The sequence below is a fragment of the Lactiplantibacillus xiangfangensis genome (genome assembly GCF_001438845.1).
GTDB classification, from domain to species: domain Bacteria; phylum Bacillota; class Bacilli; order Lactobacillales; family Lactobacillaceae; genus Lactiplantibacillus; species Lactiplantibacillus xiangfangensis.
On record NZ_JQCL01000011.1, the window covers coordinates 19644 to 38111 of the forward strand.

The 18468-nt window shown below is 45.5% G+C and carries 14 protein-coding genes; 4 read left to right on the forward strand and 10 right to left on the reverse strand.

Going from position 1 to position 18468, the window contains the following annotated elements:
• Position 1: 1 nt before the first annotated feature.
• The 5 genes from opp3b to IV64_RS00975 form a co-directional block, all read right to left on the reverse strand.
• A complete protein-coding gene (opp3b, locus tag IV64_RS00955; RefSeq protein WP_057705291.1) occupies positions 2-931 on the reverse strand; it encodes an oligopeptide ABC transporter permease in 930 nt (309 codons plus the stop codon).
• Positions 932-1074: 143 nt separating this feature from the next.
• Positions 1075-2718 (reverse strand): peptide ABC transporter substrate-binding protein, encoded by a 1644-nt coding sequence (locus tag IV64_RS00960; protein ID WP_057705292.1) that lies wholly within the window; start codon positions 2716-2718, stop codon positions 1075-1077.
• Positions 2719-3118: 400 nt separating this feature from the next.
• Positions 3119-3496 carry a DUF1634 domain-containing protein gene (locus IV64_RS00965; RefSeq protein WP_057705293.1) on the reverse strand — a complete coding sequence of 126 codons (378 nt, stop codon included), beginning with the start codon at positions 3494-3496 and terminating at the stop codon, positions 3119-3121.
• The gene (locus tag IV64_RS00970) at positions 3496-4341 is read right to left on the reverse strand and encodes a sulfite exporter TauE/SafE family protein (RefSeq protein ID WP_157060964.1); all 846 of its coding nucleotides are present in this window, start codon (positions 4339-4341) and stop codon (positions 3496-3498) included. Before IV64_RS00970 ends, IV64_RS00965 begins: the two co-directional genes overlap by 1 nt.
• Positions 4342-4569: 228 nt before the next feature.
• Positions 4570-5451, reverse strand: a complete 882-nt coding sequence (locus IV64_RS00975) for a LysR family transcriptional regulator (RefSeq protein ID WP_057705295.1) — start codon at positions 5449-5451, stop codon at positions 4570-4572.
• A gap of 136 nt (positions 5452-5587) precedes the next feature.
• Here IV64_RS00975 and IV64_RS00980 point away from each other — a divergent pair, with 136 nt between their 5' ends.
• Entirely contained in the window at positions 5588-6610 is a 1023-nt protein-coding gene (locus IV64_RS00980; RefSeq protein WP_057705296.1) for a MucBP domain-containing protein, read from the forward strand.
• A gap of 75 nt (positions 6611-6685) precedes the next feature.
• On the opposite strand, the gene IV64_RS00985 is transcribed toward IV64_RS00980, so the two are convergent.
• The 3 genes from IV64_RS00985 to IV64_RS00995 all read right to left on the reverse strand — a co-directional run bounded on the left by IV64_RS00985 (position 6686) and on the right by IV64_RS00995 (position 10861).
• The gene (locus IV64_RS00985; protein WP_157060965.1) at positions 6686-8068 is read right to left on the reverse strand and encodes a hypothetical protein; all 1383 of its coding nucleotides are present in this window, start codon (positions 8066-8068) and stop codon (positions 6686-6688) included.
• 179 nt (positions 8069-8247) lie between these two features.
• The gene (locus IV64_RS00990) at positions 8248-9105 is read right to left on the reverse strand and encodes a GRP family sugar transporter (protein ID WP_057705298.1); all 858 of its coding nucleotides are present in this window, start codon (positions 9103-9105) and stop codon (positions 8248-8250) included.
• Positions 9106-9283: 178 nt separating this feature from the next.
• Positions 9284-10861 (reverse strand): peptide chain release factor 3, encoded by a 1578-nt coding sequence (locus IV64_RS00995; RefSeq protein ID WP_057705299.1) that lies wholly within the window; start codon positions 10859-10861, stop codon positions 9284-9286.
• Between the two features lie 237 nt (positions 10862-11098).
• Between IV64_RS00995 and gnd the strand changes: the two genes are divergently transcribed.
• Complete coding sequence (gene gnd / locus IV64_RS01000) at positions 11099-11995, forward strand: phosphogluconate dehydrogenase (NAD(+)-dependent, decarboxylating) (RefSeq protein ID WP_057705300.1); 897 nt, start codon at positions 11099-11101, stop codon at positions 11993-11995.
• A gap of 126 nt (positions 11996-12121) precedes the next feature.
• Here the strand turns inward: gnd and IV64_RS01005 are convergent, their stop codons facing one another.
• Positions 12122-13312 carry an AI-2E family transporter gene (locus IV64_RS01005; protein WP_057705301.1) on the reverse strand — a complete coding sequence of 397 codons (1191 nt, stop codon included), beginning with the start codon at positions 13310-13312 and terminating at the stop codon, positions 12122-12124.
• A 163-nt stretch (positions 13313-13475) separates the two neighbouring features.
• On the opposite strand from IV64_RS01005, the gene IV64_RS01010 reads away from it, so the two are divergent.
• Together IV64_RS01010 and IV64_RS14490 are read left to right on the forward strand one after the other, a co-directional pair.
• Complete coding sequence (locus IV64_RS01010) at positions 13476-14402, forward strand: L-lactate dehydrogenase (RefSeq protein ID WP_057705302.1); 927 nt, start codon at positions 13476-13478, stop codon at positions 14400-14402.
• Between the two features lie 950 nt (positions 14403-15352).
• Positions 15353-16549, forward strand: a complete 1197-nt coding sequence (locus IV64_RS14490; protein WP_162261249.1) for a serine hydrolase domain-containing protein — start codon at positions 15353-15355, stop codon at positions 16547-16549.
• 187 nt (positions 16550-16736) lie between these two features.
• Here the strand turns inward: IV64_RS14490 and IV64_RS01020 are convergent, their stop codons facing one another.
• Entirely contained in the window at positions 16737-18407 is a 1671-nt protein-coding gene (locus IV64_RS01020) for a hypothetical protein (protein WP_057705304.1), read from the reverse strand.
• Between the last annotated feature and the right edge of the window lie 61 nt (positions 18408-18468).

Here is an 18468-nt window from a genome sequence, read left to right on the forward strand (position 1 = left end):
ACTAGTCCCCATTTCCACTTAAACGAATCCGCGGATCGATAATTCCGTAGACGATGTCGGTTAACAATAGTAGTAAGCAAAGTAGTGCTGAATAGAAGATCGTCACACCCATGATGGTTGGGTAGTCATTCACCAAAATTGATTTAACAAATTGTTCCCCGATACCAGGAACGGAGAAGATGTTTTCAACAACCATTGACCCGGTCATAAGGGCCGCCGCCAGTGGGCCAATCAACGTAACCATTGGAATTAAACTGTTCCGCAGAGCATGGTGATAGACGATGCCAAATTTAGAAAGTCCCTTGGCCTTGGCTAACTCAATGTAGTCCGAGCTAAGCACGTCGACCATGTCGGTCCGAATAAACCGGGCCGTTTCAGCTAACGGACTCGCCGCCAACGCTAAGGTTGGTAGGATCGTGTAAGCGAACCCTTCCCAACCAGCAACTGGGAACCAGCCGGTCTTAAGACCTAAGTAATATTGCAATAGGATTGCCAAAACAAAACTTGGTACCGCAATTCCTAAAATCGATAGGATGGTTGCTAAGCGGTCGGCCCAAGTATCTTTCCGAATCGCACCAATTGCCCCCAAAATAATTCCGAGGATGATCCCAACAACCAGAGCTTGTCCCCCTAATTGCATGGATGGTCCCATCCGGCTACCAATCAAGTAACTAACGGCTTGATCAGAGAATTGGAAGGATAGCCCTAAACTACCTTTAAAGATTCCCCCAATGTAGATGAAGTATTGTAACCAGACCGGCTTATCTAACCCGTATTGGGCTAAAATAGCTGCTTTTTCAGTAGCGGTCAGCTTGGCTTCATTCTGGAGCGGCGTCCCGGGCATTAATTTCATCAAGAAGAACGTGACGGTTGCCACAATGAATAATGTCAGGAACAAGTAAAATATCCGCTTTAAGAGATATTTTCTCATTAGAATTCCTCGCATTCTATTAAATTAGCCTTAAAATTTGTAACAGCTTTGATTATAAAACAAAATGGTAAGGATTAACAATGTGTCAATCCTTACCCCTTCGTTTCACATTCGTGCAGTTAAAGCACACACATTATGACTTGTTATTTGACGGACATGTACTTCAAGTTGTAGTTCGTACCCGCCGTGTTGTAGATGATTCCCTTGACGTTCGTCCGGGTTAAAGTAGCATTCGCTTGTTGATAAACTGGAATGATAGCTTGATCATTCATCAACTGTTTCTCAGCGGCAACCATGTCAGCCCAACGTGCGGATGGCTTCGTTGCGTCGCTACCTTCAGCCTTCTTGATAGCTGCATCGTAAGCGGCACTCTTGTATTTCCCGTTGTTGTAAGAGTTATCAGACGTAAAGAGTGATAAGAAGGAAATTGGGTCAGTAAAGTCAGCGTTCCAAGCAGAGAGTACGGTGTCGAAGTTACCGTTTTGTGACCGTGACAAACGGGTCTTGAATGGCACGTTTTGGTTTGAAACCGTCAATCCTGGTAATTTCTGCCATGCACCCTGAATAAATTCAGTTGACTTCTTGGCCTTATCCGTATCATCAGAAAGGAGTTTGATGTTCAGCTTAGATTCGCCGATTTCTTTCATCCCTTCTTTGAATAACGTCTTGGCCTTAGCTTGGTCGTAGCTAACTGCGCTAGCAACGTAAGCGTCATCGGTGAAGTCTTTACCCGTCTTCGGGTTCTTCGCTAAGTCTTGTGAAACGTAACCCTTAGCAACCGTTGAGCCATCCCCTAAGGTCGTGTTGACGTATTGTTTCCGGTTGATAGCTAGTGATAAAGCTTCGCGAATCTTTTGGTTCTTGAACGCTTTAGCAACCTTGGCATCACTATCAGCACGGTTCAATTCGAGGTAGAACGTGCCGGCCGTCTTCCGAACTAAGTAGTTCTTGTTTGTCTTGTAGTTCTTAACTTGTTCGCTAGATAACGTGGTGTAATCCACTTTATTAGAGTTAAACAAGTTCAGCCCCGTTGATTGATCCTTGACCACTTGATAGTTGATGGTATCCATCTTAACGGCTTTCTTATCCCAGTAATCGTTGTTCTTCTTTAACTTCCAAGATAAGTTGGTCCCAGTCCAGTTGGTCATCTTGTATGGGCCGTTGTAGACCATTGATGAACTGTTCGTCCCATATTTAGAACCGTACTTCTTAACCGCACTTTCATTTTGTGGGTAGAAGTTGATGAAGCCCATCAATTTCTTGAAGTAAGCGATTGGTTTGTCCAACGTAACAACTACCTTGTAATCGCCGTCAGCTTTAATCCCCAATGAGGAAACTGGCTTCTTGCCATTGACGATTTGATCAGCATTTTGAATCCCTGAATATAAGTATGCGTATTGTGACGCAGTCTTTGGATTAACGGTCCGTTGCCAACCATAAACGAAATCTTTGGCGGTAACTTTGTCGCCGTTACTCCACTTTGCGTTCTTCCGTAAAGTGAACGTATATGTCTTACCACCATTAGAAACCTTAGTGGCTTTAGCAATTCCGGGTGTAATCGAACCGTTCTTGCCAATCCGATATAACCCTTCGTTAGTGTTGTTCAGCATATCTGAACTAACAACGTCGGTTGACTTCGAAATGTCCATCGTTGGTAATTCGGCTGATTCTGTCCAATTAGCCGTATTCTTAGCGCTGGTCGATGATGACTTCGATCCACAAGCTGCCAAGAATAGGAGTGATGCGCCAGCAACGGCGGAGACTTTTGCAACTGTCTTTAAATTCATAAAACCCCAACCCTTCTAACCTAATTTAGTGTGTGTGCTTTTCCCTTGAAAAGTTAAAGTTATTGTATATTATAAATAAATTAAAATCAATGCTAAATTCTAATTTTTATCATTATTTCGTCATAATTAATTTACTGATTCAATTTATTTGTAATTATCCAAGCACTTGTTAGCATTTAGGAGCGCCTATACGACAGCCTTTCAAAGCAATATAAATTTCAGGAGGCGAATTCTAAGTCGTCCGTTCCCTTTTCTTAATAAATAATCACATTACCCAAAAATCGACCTAAAAATGCGGTTTCAGCGTTAGTTAAAACAGCCAAAAATGGGCAAACAAAAAAGAATGCCAATTTATTTTCAGCATTCTCTTATTAATAAATTCACTTAAATATCTTTATCCTCAGCGTCCCATGTAACCAATCACGGAAGCCACGAGCAAAATGATTAAAACAACTGTGGTAATCCAGACGTACAGGTGATCCTTTTCAACGGCAAAGGCGTAGATGGAAACGGCAACCCGTAACGTTGGCGTCAAGATAAGTAGAAATAGCCCTAACATAATGACGGCGAATGGTTTTAACTGAACGATGCCACTAAAGATGGCGCCAAAACTATTCGGTTGCACCCCGTTCGGATACCCCCCAGTGCCCTGAATGAGCATCATGATAATGCCAATACTGATGACCGTAGCGGATAGCACGACCCCAATGCGTAAGATTTGACCAATGATCAGTTCAACTTGATGCATTTCTTGTGCTTTAGTCGGTTTCTTTTCCATTAGATCGTCACCCCAAATCCTTTAAGAATCATTTGAACCCCTAGGTACAGCATGACGGGCACAAAAATCATCCGAATCAAGCGTGGCTTTAGGTGTTGCATGATCCGCGTCCCAATCAGCGCACCGACCAGGATGCCGATAGCCAACGGCGCAGCGATGCCCGCTTTAATGGAGCCATTAAAGAAGTACACCATCGCGCTGGCAGCCGCCGTTACCCCCATCATTAAGTTAGAGGTTGCGGAGGATGGCTTGAGCGGCATGTGCATGATGGTATCCATCGCTAGCACTTTAAACGCCCCACTCCCAATTCCAAGTAGGCCACTGGCTAAACCGGCACCGAACATCATTGCAAACCCACCGGGAACGTTTTGTACTTGATAATCCACTTGCTTATTAAGGGCCTTATCATAATACGTGCCGTTCAAATTTAGTTCCGTCGCAATGCGGTCCGCCTTAACATTTTCAGCGTCACTATTTTTGTTCATTAACTTGCGAATCATATTATACGTTGTAAAAATTAGCAATGCGCCAAACAAGAAGAACAGGAACGTCGCGTTGAACATTCCGGTTAACACCGCCCCTAACACGGCTCCCACGGTCGTGGCGATTTCTAAAAACATCGCCACCCGCAAGTTCAACATTTCATCCTTCAAGTAAGCAATCGTGGATCCCGAACTCGTCGCAATCACGGCGATAATACTGGCCCCAATGGCGTACTTAATATCCAAGCCCATGGCAAGGGTCAAAATGGGGGTAATAATCATCCCTCCACCGATTCCTAAAATTGCCCCAAAAACACCGGCAAGCACTCCAACGCCCAGCATCAATAATAATGAATAAATCACGTGTTTCACCTTCATCTTTTAAATTTCAATTGCTAGTGTACCATTTAATTACTCCAGTCACTAATGGTTACAAATAGTTGTAATTATCCTTACAGTGGCAAGGTCTTGACTGGTTTCGGCCAATCACTCACAATTAATCTCGATTGTGTGTGATAACACTTTCATCACTGTCATAGCAACAAATCAGTTTTATTTGGTATTAAAAAATTAGATAGGTTCCTTTTGAAATTAGTCTAACTGTTCCGCCTGATCGAATTGGGCCATAAAGCCCGCAACCAATGGCGTTGCCAGCGATTCAGGCGTCGTTGTCAGCGCTAACCGCGTTTCAAAGCGACGATCCGCTAACGACCGAATCAAGACGTGGTCACCGCGATACGTTTCGGCTAAGCTGCGGGGAACCAAAGCCACGCCCATCTGGTGGTTCGCCCAGTGCATCGCGGTGCGCGCGTCATCGCAAGTCATCACGAACTGCGGCTCAAACGACTGTTCTAGAAAGGCGACGTGAAACAATTCGTTGAAACGGCGGTACTTAATCAATGGTAACGTCGCTAAGTCACTTAGTCGTAACTGGCGGCGGTTGCTAAACTGCGTATAGTGTTGCGGCAACACCGCCACCATCCGCTCGCTGGCAAAGAAACGGCAGACTAAGTGTTGTTGATTAAATGGCGTGCGTAACACGGCGACGTCCAGTAACCGTTTATGTAAATCGTCTAATAATTCGTACGTATTACCTTCCGTCACGGCCAACTGAACGTCCGGATGCGCCTTTAACCACTTAGCTAGCGCCGGGTTAGGGATCACCCCGGCCGATGAAGAGACAGTCCCTAAGTTAAGGGTTCCCGTAATGCCGTGTGCTAGCGCGCGAACCTTATTTTCGGCAGTCGCTGACAGCTGGGTTAACTGCTGCGCATAACCGACTAGTAACTCTCCCGCAGCGGTCACAACGACCCCCTGGGGCAGCCGTTTGAATAACGGGACTCCCAGTTCCAATTCCAACTGTTTGATTTGATAACTCAGTGGCGGTTGGGCCACGTGTAGCCGTTTAGCCGCGGCGGTCATCTGGCCCTCTTCGGCCACTGCTAAAAAATAGCGTAATTGTTTTAAATTCAACGTACTTTCCCCCTATTAAATATCAGTATACACGTTTGGCAGACGTCGTATTTTACATTTTGCTTAAGTCGTGTTGCTTAGACGGGGAATGCGTTATACTAGGTATAATTAATTTATTAGTGAAAGGAGTGGTCCCGTGTCGATTCTCGACCGCTTGAAAACCATGTTGCGAGCACTCAATCGGACTACTAACGATGACCGATCCGCAACCAGCATTACTGCTACAGAACCTGACAGTGCCAACCCACTCAGTGTGAACCATACCGACGCACTGATTTTAGTGCACCACCTCGACGCAGATGGTAACGAGATTCAAACGCCTGACATGATTGCCGGTACTGTCGGCGAAGAGATTCATTTGCCGGATGTGAGCATTGCGGGTTACCACTTAGTCCACATCGACGGCTTGACCCGCTGGTTTACGAAACCGCAAGCGCGGATCGTCCTGACATATGAACGTCAGGCTGGCCAGCCCGTTTGGGTCTACGCCTACGACATTGACCAACGCCAATTAATCGGTCGGCCGACAATGTACCGTGGTCAACTGGGAACCCCATACCAAGTCAAGGCGCCAACCGTCGCGGGGTTCAAACTACTTCGCTCCGTCGGTGACTTGACCGGCGAATACACCACCACTTCTAAAACGGTGCTCTTTTTTTACCGCAATCAGAACTGGCAACAAACTGACCTCAGTACCGGGTTTGTTCAGATCAAAACGTTAACCGCCGTCTACCCTTATCCCGGCGCAACCACCACGGATTACCTGACGAAGTTACAACCTGGCAGTACTTATAAGACGTATATGCGGGTCCGCTTAACGGATCACACTACTTGGTACGCCATCGGGGATGACCAGTGGATCGCCGAACAACACGTTCAGTTGACGACCGGGGTCGCGTTACTTCCCCAATTACCAGCCGGCTACCGTGCACAAACTAAACAGCGGGTTAAACAAACCGGCGTGGTTAGTTTCGTTCCCGGCAAACAGGTCCACACGTACCTCGAACCGTACGGCCGTTACTTAACGACCGTTGAACACGGTGAAACCGTCACCCTTATCGAACGGCTAGCCGATGATAACGGCGTCGTTTGGTATCGTCTAAAGGGGCGGGGCTACTTACCCGGTCGCTACTTGACCCAGCTGAACCCACCCTATTAAAATTGAATCATCAAAAAACGCACTGAACGAAAATTCAGTGCGTTTTTTAGGCAAACCCGGTGTGCTACGGGAAATTTATGATTGAACTAATTGCATGACTTCGCTACCCTTGTTCGTTAACAGGAAGCCGTTTGACGAATGATGCATGAAGAACAAGCCTTCGAATTCACGGTGCGCGTTAAAATTATTTTCGCCAACCTCACTGGTTTTTAAATGACCCAAGTCGGCTAATGGCAACGACGTGATGCTCTCGTCAGAGACTAAGTACAGCCGGCCATTGGCACCGTCGTACCCCATCGACTGAACGTAGAAGCCCGGATCAGTCGCTAAGCCTTGTGAAATCAAACGGTATTTGATGCCCTTCGTGGAAACCTGACCGCGGTAAATCCGAACCGCTCCCAACGGTGCCTTTTTAGTGGCAACCTTAGCGTGAGTCCAGTAATAGGCGTTGCCCTGGTTGTCAAACGTTAATACGGCCCCTAAGTTAGCGCCATCTGAATGGTAGGTCACCGTTGCGGCGGGCAAGAGCGTCTTCGGATTCAACTCCACCATTTCATTAGGCGTCTCCTGGTCATAAGACTTCACGAACCAGAACTGGTTCGTTTTCGGGTTAAGCGCTAATGATTGGGCGTGGCCCGAGTTAAACACTGGGCCTACTTTGATGCAAGCCAAGACTTTCCGGTCGAGCTTGGTTAATTTTCCTTGCGCCTGGTCAGCCGCTGCCGTCCGCAACATCCCCATTTTCCCAGACTGGTTGGCTCCTAACGCCATCAGTTTGGTCCAATCGTACCGAACGGCCCAACCGTCTTGGTAGTGGTTCGTCGGTTGCTTGCCGTTGACGTACATCACGTACAGGTAGCGATTGTCGGCGGAAAAGGCGGCGCTTTGTGGCACGCTTAAATCCCGTCCGTTAAGTGCTTGTGGTAAGTACAAGCTCGTTTTAAACCCGTAGTGATCTAAATAACCACCCGCACTTTTGATCGTGCTAGGTTTGTTCTGAATCCCCTGCGTCTTCAAATATTCGGGCGTCGGTTTAAAGTGGATGTGGGGCTTGGTATAGCGCCCACGCCCAACTAGTGAGACGTATTTGACCGTTCCCGCCTTAGACTTGGCAGTCGGCGTCCGCTTCTTTTTAACCGTGACCGTTGCCCGCTTTTTCGGTTTAGTTGACTTAGCAGCGACCTTTTTGGACTGTACCGGTTGTTTCGTTGAACTAGTTACTTTCCGTGACGAAGTAGCCGTTTTTGCTGTGGCTTTAGTGCCTTTTTTACGCACCTTGGCGCGCACCGCTACCTTCTTTGACTTTCCCGCCTTAAGTCGCGCTGCTTGAGGCGCGACCTGGGTGACATTTCCGGAACTTGCCGCGGGTAACTGTGCCGCCATTACCGTCGTACGGCCCCCAAGTAACACACCACCGCTAACCATGACGCCCATCATCCATTGTTTCCACCTCATCATACTGATCCCCCCATCATTAAAAAACTAGTGTCATTGTAAAACCAAATTAATATCAATCCCCACCATTGACGTTTAGTTCAGATAGTTGCTTAATCGCATCAGTTTAAAAATGATTTGACGGCACAAAAATACGGCTAAGGATGATTCTCCCTAACCGTTGTTTGTTTTGTATCCTATCTTTAGCCTAAAAAGGCCGTCATCACACTACCCACGACAATTAAACCTAAGCCAATTAACGTCAGTGATAGTTCACGTTTTGTTTTGTGTTCGTGTAAAACTAACATGCCACCCAAGGTCGAAATCACGACACTCAACTGGGTAATCACGTAGGCCGTTGCTACCCCATTAGCTTTCGCCGAAAAGATGTACGCTAACGCGGAGACACCGAAAATCATCCCGGCAGACGCATTCAGCCAACTCGTCCGTTCCTTAAATGCCGAGAGCCCTTTGCCACCAATTAACGCGTAGAGCAACGCCGCTAAACACATCCCAAGCATCTGTGGGAAAAAGATGGCAACACCTGAAGCGGAAACCGCTTTTGGTAGCGCACTGTAGATCCAGTAACCAACCGTCGTCGGCAATAAGACGGCTAAACCACTGGCTAAACCGGCGCGACTCTCGGAATTATCCGTCACGGCGGTCATGGTGACCCCAATAATCATCAAGATAATGGCCGCAAAGCCCACGATTTTGGCACCAACACCGCTCCATTCACCGAACATCAATACCCCAATGACCGACGTTCCGACCAGTTGGACCCCGGTCGAGATCGGCATGGTGGAACTAACGCCCATCCGGCTATACGCCGTGTACTGCCCGATTTGACCGAGTACCCAGAAAGCCCCCGAAAAGGCACTCAGGATAAAAGTTGACGTTGCGACGTGGGGTGTATACATCATTTGCACAATGATCCCGACGATCAAAGCACCAATTCCGGTACCTAAAGTTTGATTGACGGGCTTACCGCCAATTTTTGAAATCAATAATGGATTCAATCCCCATCCAAGTGCGGGGAGTAACGCAATCACAAGGTTCAAGAAAAAAAGCCTCCTAATCTAAAAAACAAGGTTACAGCCGAACTGTAACCAGAACAATAGTCCTAGTTTACCATGGAAACGAACGGATGAAACCGTAAAAAAAGCCAGCCAACTTTATTCAAGCGGCTGACCCTTATGATTATCGCAATGAAAGCGATTCCTCAACGGTTCACTTTTTTTAAAGTTTTGCCGTTAATTTGACATCGGGATACTTATCAGCAAACCAACGTTCCGCAAACGCGTTTTCAAACAAGAACAACGGCGCCCCCGCACGATCTTTCACTAATAAGTTCCGTGAACTGGACATCTTTTCATCCAATTGTTCCGGATCAATCCAACGGGCCGTCTTATTGCCCAATGGCTCCATCACAACTTCCGAGTTATATTCGTTCAACATCCGGAATTTGAACACTTCAAATTGAAGTTGCCCAACGGCACCCAGAATATAGTCCCCAGTTGAATACGACGTGTAAAGCTGAACGGCCCCTTCTTGAACCAATTGTTCAATCCCTTTATGGAATGACTTTTGCTTCATCACGTTTTTCGCCGTTACCCGCATAAAGAGTTCCGGGGTAAATTGTGGGAGCTTTTCGAACTGAACAGCGTGTTTGCCGGCGTAGATCGTGTCCCCAATTTGGAAGTTACCCGTATCGTAAAGTCCAACAATATCACCCGCAACGGCAGTTTCAACCGTTTCACGCGTATCCGCCATGAACTGCGTCGAGTTATTAAGCCGCATCTTCTTCCCCGTTCGCTGTAAAAAGACGTCCATCCCACGGTCGAATTCACCTGAACAGATTCGAACAAACGCGATTCGGTCCCGGTGATTGGGGTTCATGTTCGCTTGAATCTTAAACACAAAACCAGAGAACTGTTCGTCAGTTGGCTGTACGATTTCATCTTCGCGCGTTTTATGGGCGGACGGCTTTGGAGCGTATTGCAAGTACGTCTTTAAGAACGTTTCAACCCCGAAATTGGTCAACGCTGAACCAAAGAAGACGGGGGTCATATCACCGGACGCCACTTTGGCCTCATCGAATTCGTTCCCAGCCTCTTCAATCAGTTCCATTTCTTCAAGGGTATCGCGATAAATACTGTCCTTGGTTAACTCGTTACTTGAATCCAATTTACCATCTTTATCTAATGGTAAGAAGGTTTCGCCGTGTGCTTCGTTATGGTAAAGTTCCACGCGGTGATTGTACCGGTCATATAAACCCTTTAATCCCTTACCCATCCCCATGGGCCAGTTCATCGGGTAAGTTTCAATGCCCAAGACTTCTTCAAGTTCATTTAATAAGTCGAGTGGTTCGCGACCATCACGGTCCAACTTGTTCATAAAGGTGAAAATCGGAATCCCACGCATCTTACAAATTTGGAATAACTTCTTCGTTTGTGGTTCGATCCCCTTAGCGGAGTCGATGACCATGATAGCTGAATCGACCGCCATCAGCGTCCGGTACGTATCTTCAGAGAAATCCTCATGTCCAGGAGTATCCAAAATGTTGATCCGCTTACCGTCATAATCAAATTGCATGACGGAACTCGTGACGGAAATCCCACGCTTCTTTTCAATTTCCATCCAGTCAGACTTGGCAAAACTGCCACTCTTACGGGCTTTAACCGTCCCTGCTTGGCGGACCACCCCACCGAACAATAACATTTGTTCAGTAATGGTCGTCTTCCCGGCATCCGGGTGAGAAATAATTGCAAAAGTTCGCCGGGTATCGACCGCGGCTTCAAGTTCTGTTTTATTCATTAATAAATCCTTTCAATAAACATCCATTTATATTCAACGTGCAAAACGAGAAATCCCCGTTTGTAAAAAACATAGCCTTACATATTCTACTGATTTTTGCGCAAAAAATCCAGTCTCACCCGTTAACCTCACCTTAATTCGCTTCTCGATGAAAATATTTTACATATTATTACTTGACTTTTGAAAATAATTTTACGATAATAGTGGCGAAGATAAAAAGAAAAGAAGGTTATTACTATGAAAATCGGATTAATTGGTTTAGGAAAAATGGGTATGAACCTCGCGTTAAATATGCAAGAAAACGGGCATCATCCCGTCGGCACGGACCTTAGTGCCACCAACTTAACAACCGCTAAAACGAACGGCCTAGCTACCGCAACGGACTTAACTAACTTATTGGCCCAGTTACCGACGCCCAGAACAATTTGGCTCATGATTCCCGCCGGCGCACCCACGGCCCACGTAATTGACCAGCTCGCAACCACGCTACAAGCTGGTGACGTCGTCCTCGATGGCGGCAACTCGTTTTACAAAGACAGCATTGCCCACGCCAAGATACTGGCGGCTCAAGGCATTCACTTTTTAGACGTGGGCACTTCAGGCGGACAAGCCGGTGCGCGTCACCAAGGAAACTTTATGATTGGCGGCAATCCCGCTGTGTTTAAGACCGTCGAACCCCTATTCAAAGCGATTTCCGCACCAGACGGTTACTTATACACCGGTCCCGTTGGTAGTGGACACTACTTAAAGATGGTGCATAACGGCATCGAATACGGGATGATGGCATCCATCGGTGAAGGGTTCGACGTTTTACAGCACAGTCCCTACAACTACGACAACGCCGCCGTTGCAAAGGTCTGGAACAACGGCTCCGTGATTCGTAGCTGGCTGATGGGCTTAGCCGAAGACGCCTTCAACGATGACGCGAACTTGGATACAATCAAGGGCGTGATGCACTCCTCTGGTGAGGGACGCTGGACTTTGGATACGGCCCTAGACCAGCAAGTTGCGACACCAGTCATCGCGATGGCCCTCATGATGCGCTACCGCTCGCTCAGTGACGACACGTTTACAGGTAAAGTGGTCGCCGCTTTGCGGAACGAATTCGGCGGGCACGCGGTGGACCCTAAATAAGAGTGCGAAAAAAGGCGGTTAATGCCCACAAATTGCCTTTTGCCGCACGTTTCGACCCCAAGCAATAGAAAAATATCCATTCAGAAAGCAGAACATTTCTGAATGGATATTTTTATGACAACAATTTTATTTTTTCTTCTTCCCCGCTGGCAAATCCAGCTTAGTGGCTTTTGCTGGTTGGGGCCGGTAAACCGTCGTTTGCATGCGCATACGTTCTGCGTTGCGTAACTCAACGATATTATATAGGTAAACAACCACCGTCCGAACGACCGCGTAAAACGGAATCGCCAGGACCATCCCTAAAATTCCCGCAATATTGCCGGCGGCTAACAATAGGATAATGATGGTCAGGGGATGAATTTTTAGCGTCCGGCCAATGATGTTAGGGTAGATCAAGTTGCCGTCGACCTGTTGAACGATGACCACGACGATGACCACGTACACGACCTGCATTGGTGAACGGGTAAACGCCACAATCAGTGACGGCGCAATCCCGATGTAGGGGCCTAAGTACGGGATAATATTGGCTAACCCAGCAATCACTCCGAGCAATAACCCGTACGGCTGGCCAATTAACATATAACCAATCGCCGTAAACGTCCCAACGAAGATACATTCGATCACTTGACCACTGATGTAACTAGAAATCGTATCGCCCATCTTCTGAATCAAGCCAACCACTTCTGGACGCTGCTTGCGCGGCAAGAACCGACTAATGGCCGGAATAAATTTTTCACTGTCCTTTAACATGTAGAACAACACAACTGGAATCGTGATAGCCATAATCGTCACACTGGTAATGGTTGAAATAACCGTAACGATACTACTGGATAATGATGACAAGAAGTTTTGCGCGTACTTACTAATTTCCACGTTGAACTGCTTCATATAGGAAGAAACGTCCACCTTTTTCAAAACTGAACTATTGCTGATCAGTTCAGTTGCGGCTTTTTGCATCTCAGTCGCAATGCTTGGCAAATTATAAATTAACTGCGTCACCTGAGTCACTAACCGCGGAATCAAAGAAACGGCACCCCAAGCGAGTAACCCGAATAATAGCACGAATACGATGGCAACCGCACCAGTTCTTGAAATGCGAAACTTTTTATAGTGGATCCGCGTTAGCGTCTTAACTAACGGGTTCAGCATGTAAAATAAAAATCCTGAAATGACGATTGGCATGAACACAACGCTTAAAAAAACGCCGATGGGATGAAATAGGAACCCAATGTTCGTGCAAACCCAGATCAAAGTCGCCACAATTAAAATTTCTAACGACCAAAACATTAACGCAGACTCTCTCAAGCGTTTAAACACCGCCACGCCCCCTCTAAGTAACAAATCCTTAATGCACTAATTATACCCTATTTAACTTTCCGCGAATATGATTTTGAAGTTTGTTCAAAAAACTATTTCAAAATGATTAGAAAAATGGTAATTTAATTAGTAAGAACTTAAAAATTAAAGGAGTGCTTATTATATGTCACGTAAACTTGCAGTTATCGGACTAGGCCACGTTGGTGACGCCGCAGCCCATTACATCGTCGCTAACGGCTTCGCCGACGACTTAGTCTTAATCGATCCTAACGAAGGAAAGGTCGTCGCGGACGCCATTGATTTACAAGACGCCATGCCTAACCTGCCATTCCATACCAACATCACCGTTAATGACTACAGCGCTTTAAAAGACGCCGACGTCATTATTTCCGCTTTAGGTGACATTAAGTTACAAGATAACCCTAACAACGACCGCTTCGCAGAGCTCCCCTTTACTAGTGCACAAGTTAAAGACGTCGCCGCTAAAATTAAGGCCAGTGGCTTCAATGGTATCATCGTTGCCATCACGAACCCCGTGGACGTAATCACTTCCATTTACCAATCAGTGACTGGTTTACCAAAGAAACACGTCATTGGAACTGGAACTTTACTTGATTCAGCTCGAATGAAGCACGCGGTCGCAGATGAATTACATATTGATTCGCGTTCAGTTGCCGGTTATAACTTAGGTGAACACGGTAATTCCCAATTTACAGCATGGTCAACGGTGCGGGTGTTAGGTCATCCAATCAGTGAAGTTGCTAAAGAAAAGAACCTGGATCTTGAAAAATTAGATAAACAGGCGCGTGAAGGTGGCTTCAAAGTCTTCCAGGGTAAGAAATACACGAGCTTTGGGGTTGCAACCGCAGCGGTTCGCTTGGCCAACACGGTTCTAAACAACGCGTTGACTGAATTACCAGTTTCAAACTTCCGTGAAGAATACGGTGTTTACCTCTCCTACCCTGCCATCGTTGGGCGTGACGGGATCGTTGAACAGATTCAACTTGACTTGACCGAAGATGAACTTAAAAAGCTCCAAGTTTCAGCAGACTACATTAAGACTAAGTTTGCGGAAAGTTTAGCTAAATAAATATTTATTAAAAGGTACGCCACAGAACTATTGCAATTTCTGTGGCGTACCTTTCTTTGTCTCATCAACACAATATAAATTTAATGTTAGTCAGATTAACAACAAATACCCGGATGAGTGACTTTAAAACACATTGGCACTATAACTAGGGTCATAAAAGAGAGGGGGATCTTTTTATGACCCAAAAACCATTTACTCAACGTTTAATCGTTGGTCTACTAAGTCTGAGTGCCATTTTAGCGGTACCACAAATCGGTAACGCCGCATCCCGAACAAGTTATGTAAAAATACGACATACTAAAAAGTCGCATTCAAAACGAGTGGTACGGTCGACTACTACCCGCGCTCGTCACTCAAGAAAACAAAAGCCAGAAAAAGCAGTCGTAAAACCGACTAAATTGAAAGTAACCAAAATCACGACACAACGTTCTACTATTAAGCATCCGAAACCCGTAACCAAGCAATTAACTGTAAAGCCTATCCAATCAAAAGTAGCAGTGCCGTCTACTATTGATCACACAACTAAATCAACATCTGCCAAACAAGTTCAGCAGGTAAACAACAATAAAATAAAAAAGACTCCTCAGCCGACTACTAACTTAAAGGTCCTTAAAGCCACGGCACCTCGCTCAATTGTTAAATCCAACAAGCCTGTAACTGTCCACGCTGTTCCAAGAGTGACGCTTACAAAAACGGCATCATCATTGCACAGCACTAAATCAGTGGATACTCCGGTGAACACAAGCACACGTCCAGACGTCACTCGGAGCACTAAACCAGAAACCACTCACCCGATAAATCTGAAGATTAAAACGACTGCAAACTCCAAAATAGCAGGACGTACCGTGGTCACTTCCCGAACCCCTTTAAAGCTTGCTCAAACCACGACTACCCGCTCAACTGCTGAAGCGCCCACCGTTCCTATTGCTAAAAAAGCGGTTCAAGTTACTATGAAATCGACTCTTAATAAACAAGTTACCACGGCTACTCATAAAACAATCAGTCAACAACCAAAATCAATCAACAAAACTGTGCCCACTAAACCAACTATCACCACAGTCACACGAGGGACACAACCAGCCAAATCAATCAAACAAGATCCAGTATTCAAGAAGCCTGTTACTACACCAACCGTAGTAAAACTAATTACTAAGTCTGGGTCAACAGCAAAAAAGCTATCTGCTCAACAAGCCCTTGCCAAAATCAATGCGATCATTAAACAAAATCACTTTATGGGAACGTTGCTCGTGACCAATAACGGACCAGCCGGAGTTAAAGTCTTCACTTATGGTGACGCTAACGTTGCCAAAAAGATTGCGAATACGAATGATGAAGTTTATCCACTGGCTTCCCTGGAAAAAGCTTTGACGGGCGCAGTTATTCAACGTCTTATTAATCAACACAAATTGACGATGAACACCACGCTAAGCCGCTTTTATCCACAAGTCCGTTATGCTCGTGACATTACGATCCGTGAACTTTTAGACCATACTTCTGGTATTCGCATGGATGAACCAATCCCTGACCACTTATTAACCGGTGAGACTGCCGAAGTCGACTTCACAATCCGGCACTTAAAGTCGACTAACCAGCACGTCTGGAGCTACTCCAACGCAAACTTCACCTTATTAGCTGGAATTGTCAGCAAGATTACTGGTAAGAGTTTTATGTCTACTCTGCAAACAGATGTTTTAAATCCATTGGGGATGAAACATACTTTTGTCTACAATCAGGTTCCAAGCAATATGCTTAAGCCCCTCGCTTACACCTATAGTGATGGTACATCCACTGCCGATGCTATCTCCACAAAGTTACTTTCTAGCGAACTAGGCTGTGGAAACGTCTACGCCAGTGTTGAAGACTACTACACCTTTATCAATAGCCTAGTCACCGGCAAACTCGATACGACCGCTGGCTTTATGGAACTAACTGATAATTTAAAGCCAATTTATTCCGGCGGTATCTATTACCGTAGCGACCACACTATTAGGATTGGTGGTGCCGATAATGATTTTCGAAGCTACTACGTTGGCACGACTGACGGCAAAGTCGCAGTTGTACTATTTGTCAATCAAGGCGATTGGACTATTGGCAACACCGTCGATAGCCAAATGGAACAGATTTTAAGCCAAGCAAGTTCACTTTAACTGAATTATTTTGTAGCAAATTGACGCTTGACCAATAGTTATTGATAACGTAGCGTGAAAAAGTTTCCACTTTTATAATAGAAAAAAGCTCATAAACGTTAAAACACCCTACAATTATTGGACTCATCTGTTCAGCAATTGTAGGGTGTTTCTGTCTTATCCCATTTATATTACGTTGCAGTTGGTACTATAAAGTTAACTTCATTCTAATCCCTAAGTATAATAAGCATCCCATTGCCGTGGCTAAACTGACTCCCAGTAAAGCGTAGTCAAACATTGGTGTATTTGACTGGACCGTTAAGACGTTGTCCCCCCGTTTTAAAACAAATTTCATCTGATGGGCATCTAAACTTTTAACGATCTTTTGATTCAACCGGATTCGGTATGAGATACCTTGATAATATGCCACTGGTAACCGATAGCTTCCCGCATGGCTTGCCTTAATATTGTACGTAATCTGATTATCTTTAACGTTTGAAGTCTTAATCACCAATCCCCGTGGTACGGTCAAATCCGCCGTAGCTGGGAGATAGTCCTGTCCTAAAGCAGTATTATTTAAAAGCTCTTGTTGCAAATTTTTCCTTGTCAATTGGACATGTCCCGGATTGGTAAGCGTATCCTGTGGTAGCACTGCATAATCGTAGACTGACCGTAAAGCCATCAATGTTAATACAACTTGCACCCCAACAACGATCTTAGGATGAAGTTTTAGCTCCTTAAAATACAAAACCGTTGTAATCGCCAAAACTAATCCTGCAATCGACAATAATCGTCCAGGAAATTGAATTAGTGCTACTGGTGTTTGCACTAATAACTGGTATGGCCACCACGATACGGGCAAAACAGTTAATACTAGCGAAGCCCAGGTCCACTTTTGCCAAGTATACACAGATTTCTGGTTGACCATTAAAAATGCAATGGTTATCAACTGAACAATCAGCAACGTACTCATCACAATTCCAACGTTCCAAGTATCAAACCGCTCATTGAGCCCGCCAGATAGTAGCGCACCCACTGCTATATTCGGCGTAATTGGAAGTATCTTCAACTGGGGTGCCAGCAAATGATTATGACTAGCAATGTAAATGATATTTCCCAAAGAGTAGCAAGATCCTAGGATTGAAACACCACCCGCTACTAATAGTGATGTAATTTCCTCACGTGTTAGGCGACGCAAGACCAGACGCCCCATTTCCATCACTACCAGTAGGCTAGTCACAATTAATAACGACAAAATGTGACTATTAGCGATACCAATCATACCTACCGCTAACCAGCACCAGCCCTTTGAACGCAAGCACGGTGATTGCCAGATTCGCAAACACCCTAACATGACGAGCGGCAAGAAGATATAGGCAAGAACCTCTCCCAGATCGACCCTAGCATACAGTAAGGTTAAGTGATACGTATTTAACATGTACAATGAAACTCCCAGAGACTGGTAATAACGGTTATTTGTCACTGTTCGCATTAATATAAACGCCGTTACCCCCGTTAGGAAGTTAACTACAAGAAAGCCCAACTTTATGGCATGCAGTGGATTATCCGTGAACAGGCTTGGCCAAAAGAAAAATCCAGCCGTTAACCATGGATACATCCCGTTAAGCGTGGATAGTTGTTGCCCAAAACCCACAAACGAAACTAGCGATGGTAAGTGGTGGGCTTTTAGCGCCCACACGATTTGCTGAAAACGGGCTAAGTGAATTCGACCATCCCAAGAAATCGAAAAGTAGCCACCTGCAAAAATAGGAATAGTTATTAATCCGGCAATGATTAAAACAAAGCCTAACATTAATCCATCCTGCACTGACAATCTTCCCCGCAATAGTGGCCGTTGCCCATTAACTCGTTGATCCAATAATTAACACTCCTAGCATTTCTTATTTTTCTGTTCAAACTCACTGGTCACTCACAACTAG

What these genes read in the sequence shown, in the direction of transcription:
- opp3b (WP_057705291.1), bottom strand. Translation starts at nt 931, where the DNA reads ATGAGAAAATATCTCTTAAAGCGGATATTTTACTTGTTCCTGACATTA.
- IV64_RS00960 (WP_057705292.1), bottom strand. Translation starts at nt 2,718, where the DNA reads ATGAATTTAAAGACAGTTGCAAAAGTCTCCGCCGTTGCTGGCGCATCA.
- IV64_RS00965 (WP_057705293.1), bottom strand. Translation starts at nt 3,496, where the DNA reads ATGGAAAAGAAACCGACTAAAGCACAAGAAATGCATCAAGTTGAACTG.
- IV64_RS00985 (WP_157060965.1), bottom strand. Translation starts at nt 8,068, where the DNA reads ATGATGAGGTGGAAACAATGGATGATGGGCGTCATGGTTAGCGGTGGT.
- IV64_RS00995 (WP_057705299.1), bottom strand. Translation starts at nt 10,861, where the DNA reads ATGAATAAAACAGAACTTGAAGCCGCGGTCGATACCCGGCGAACTTTT.
- gnd (WP_057705300.1), top strand. Translation starts at nt 11,099, where the DNA reads ATGAAAATCGGATTAATTGGTTTAGGAAAAATGGGTATGAACCTCGCG.
- IV64_RS01010 (WP_057705302.1), top strand. Translation starts at nt 13,476, where the DNA reads ATGTCACGTAAACTTGCAGTTATCGGACTAGGCCACGTTGGTGACGCC.
- IV64_RS14490 (WP_162261249.1), top strand. Translation starts at nt 15,353, where the DNA reads ATGAAATCGACTCTTAATAAACAAGTTACCACGGCTACTCATAAAACA.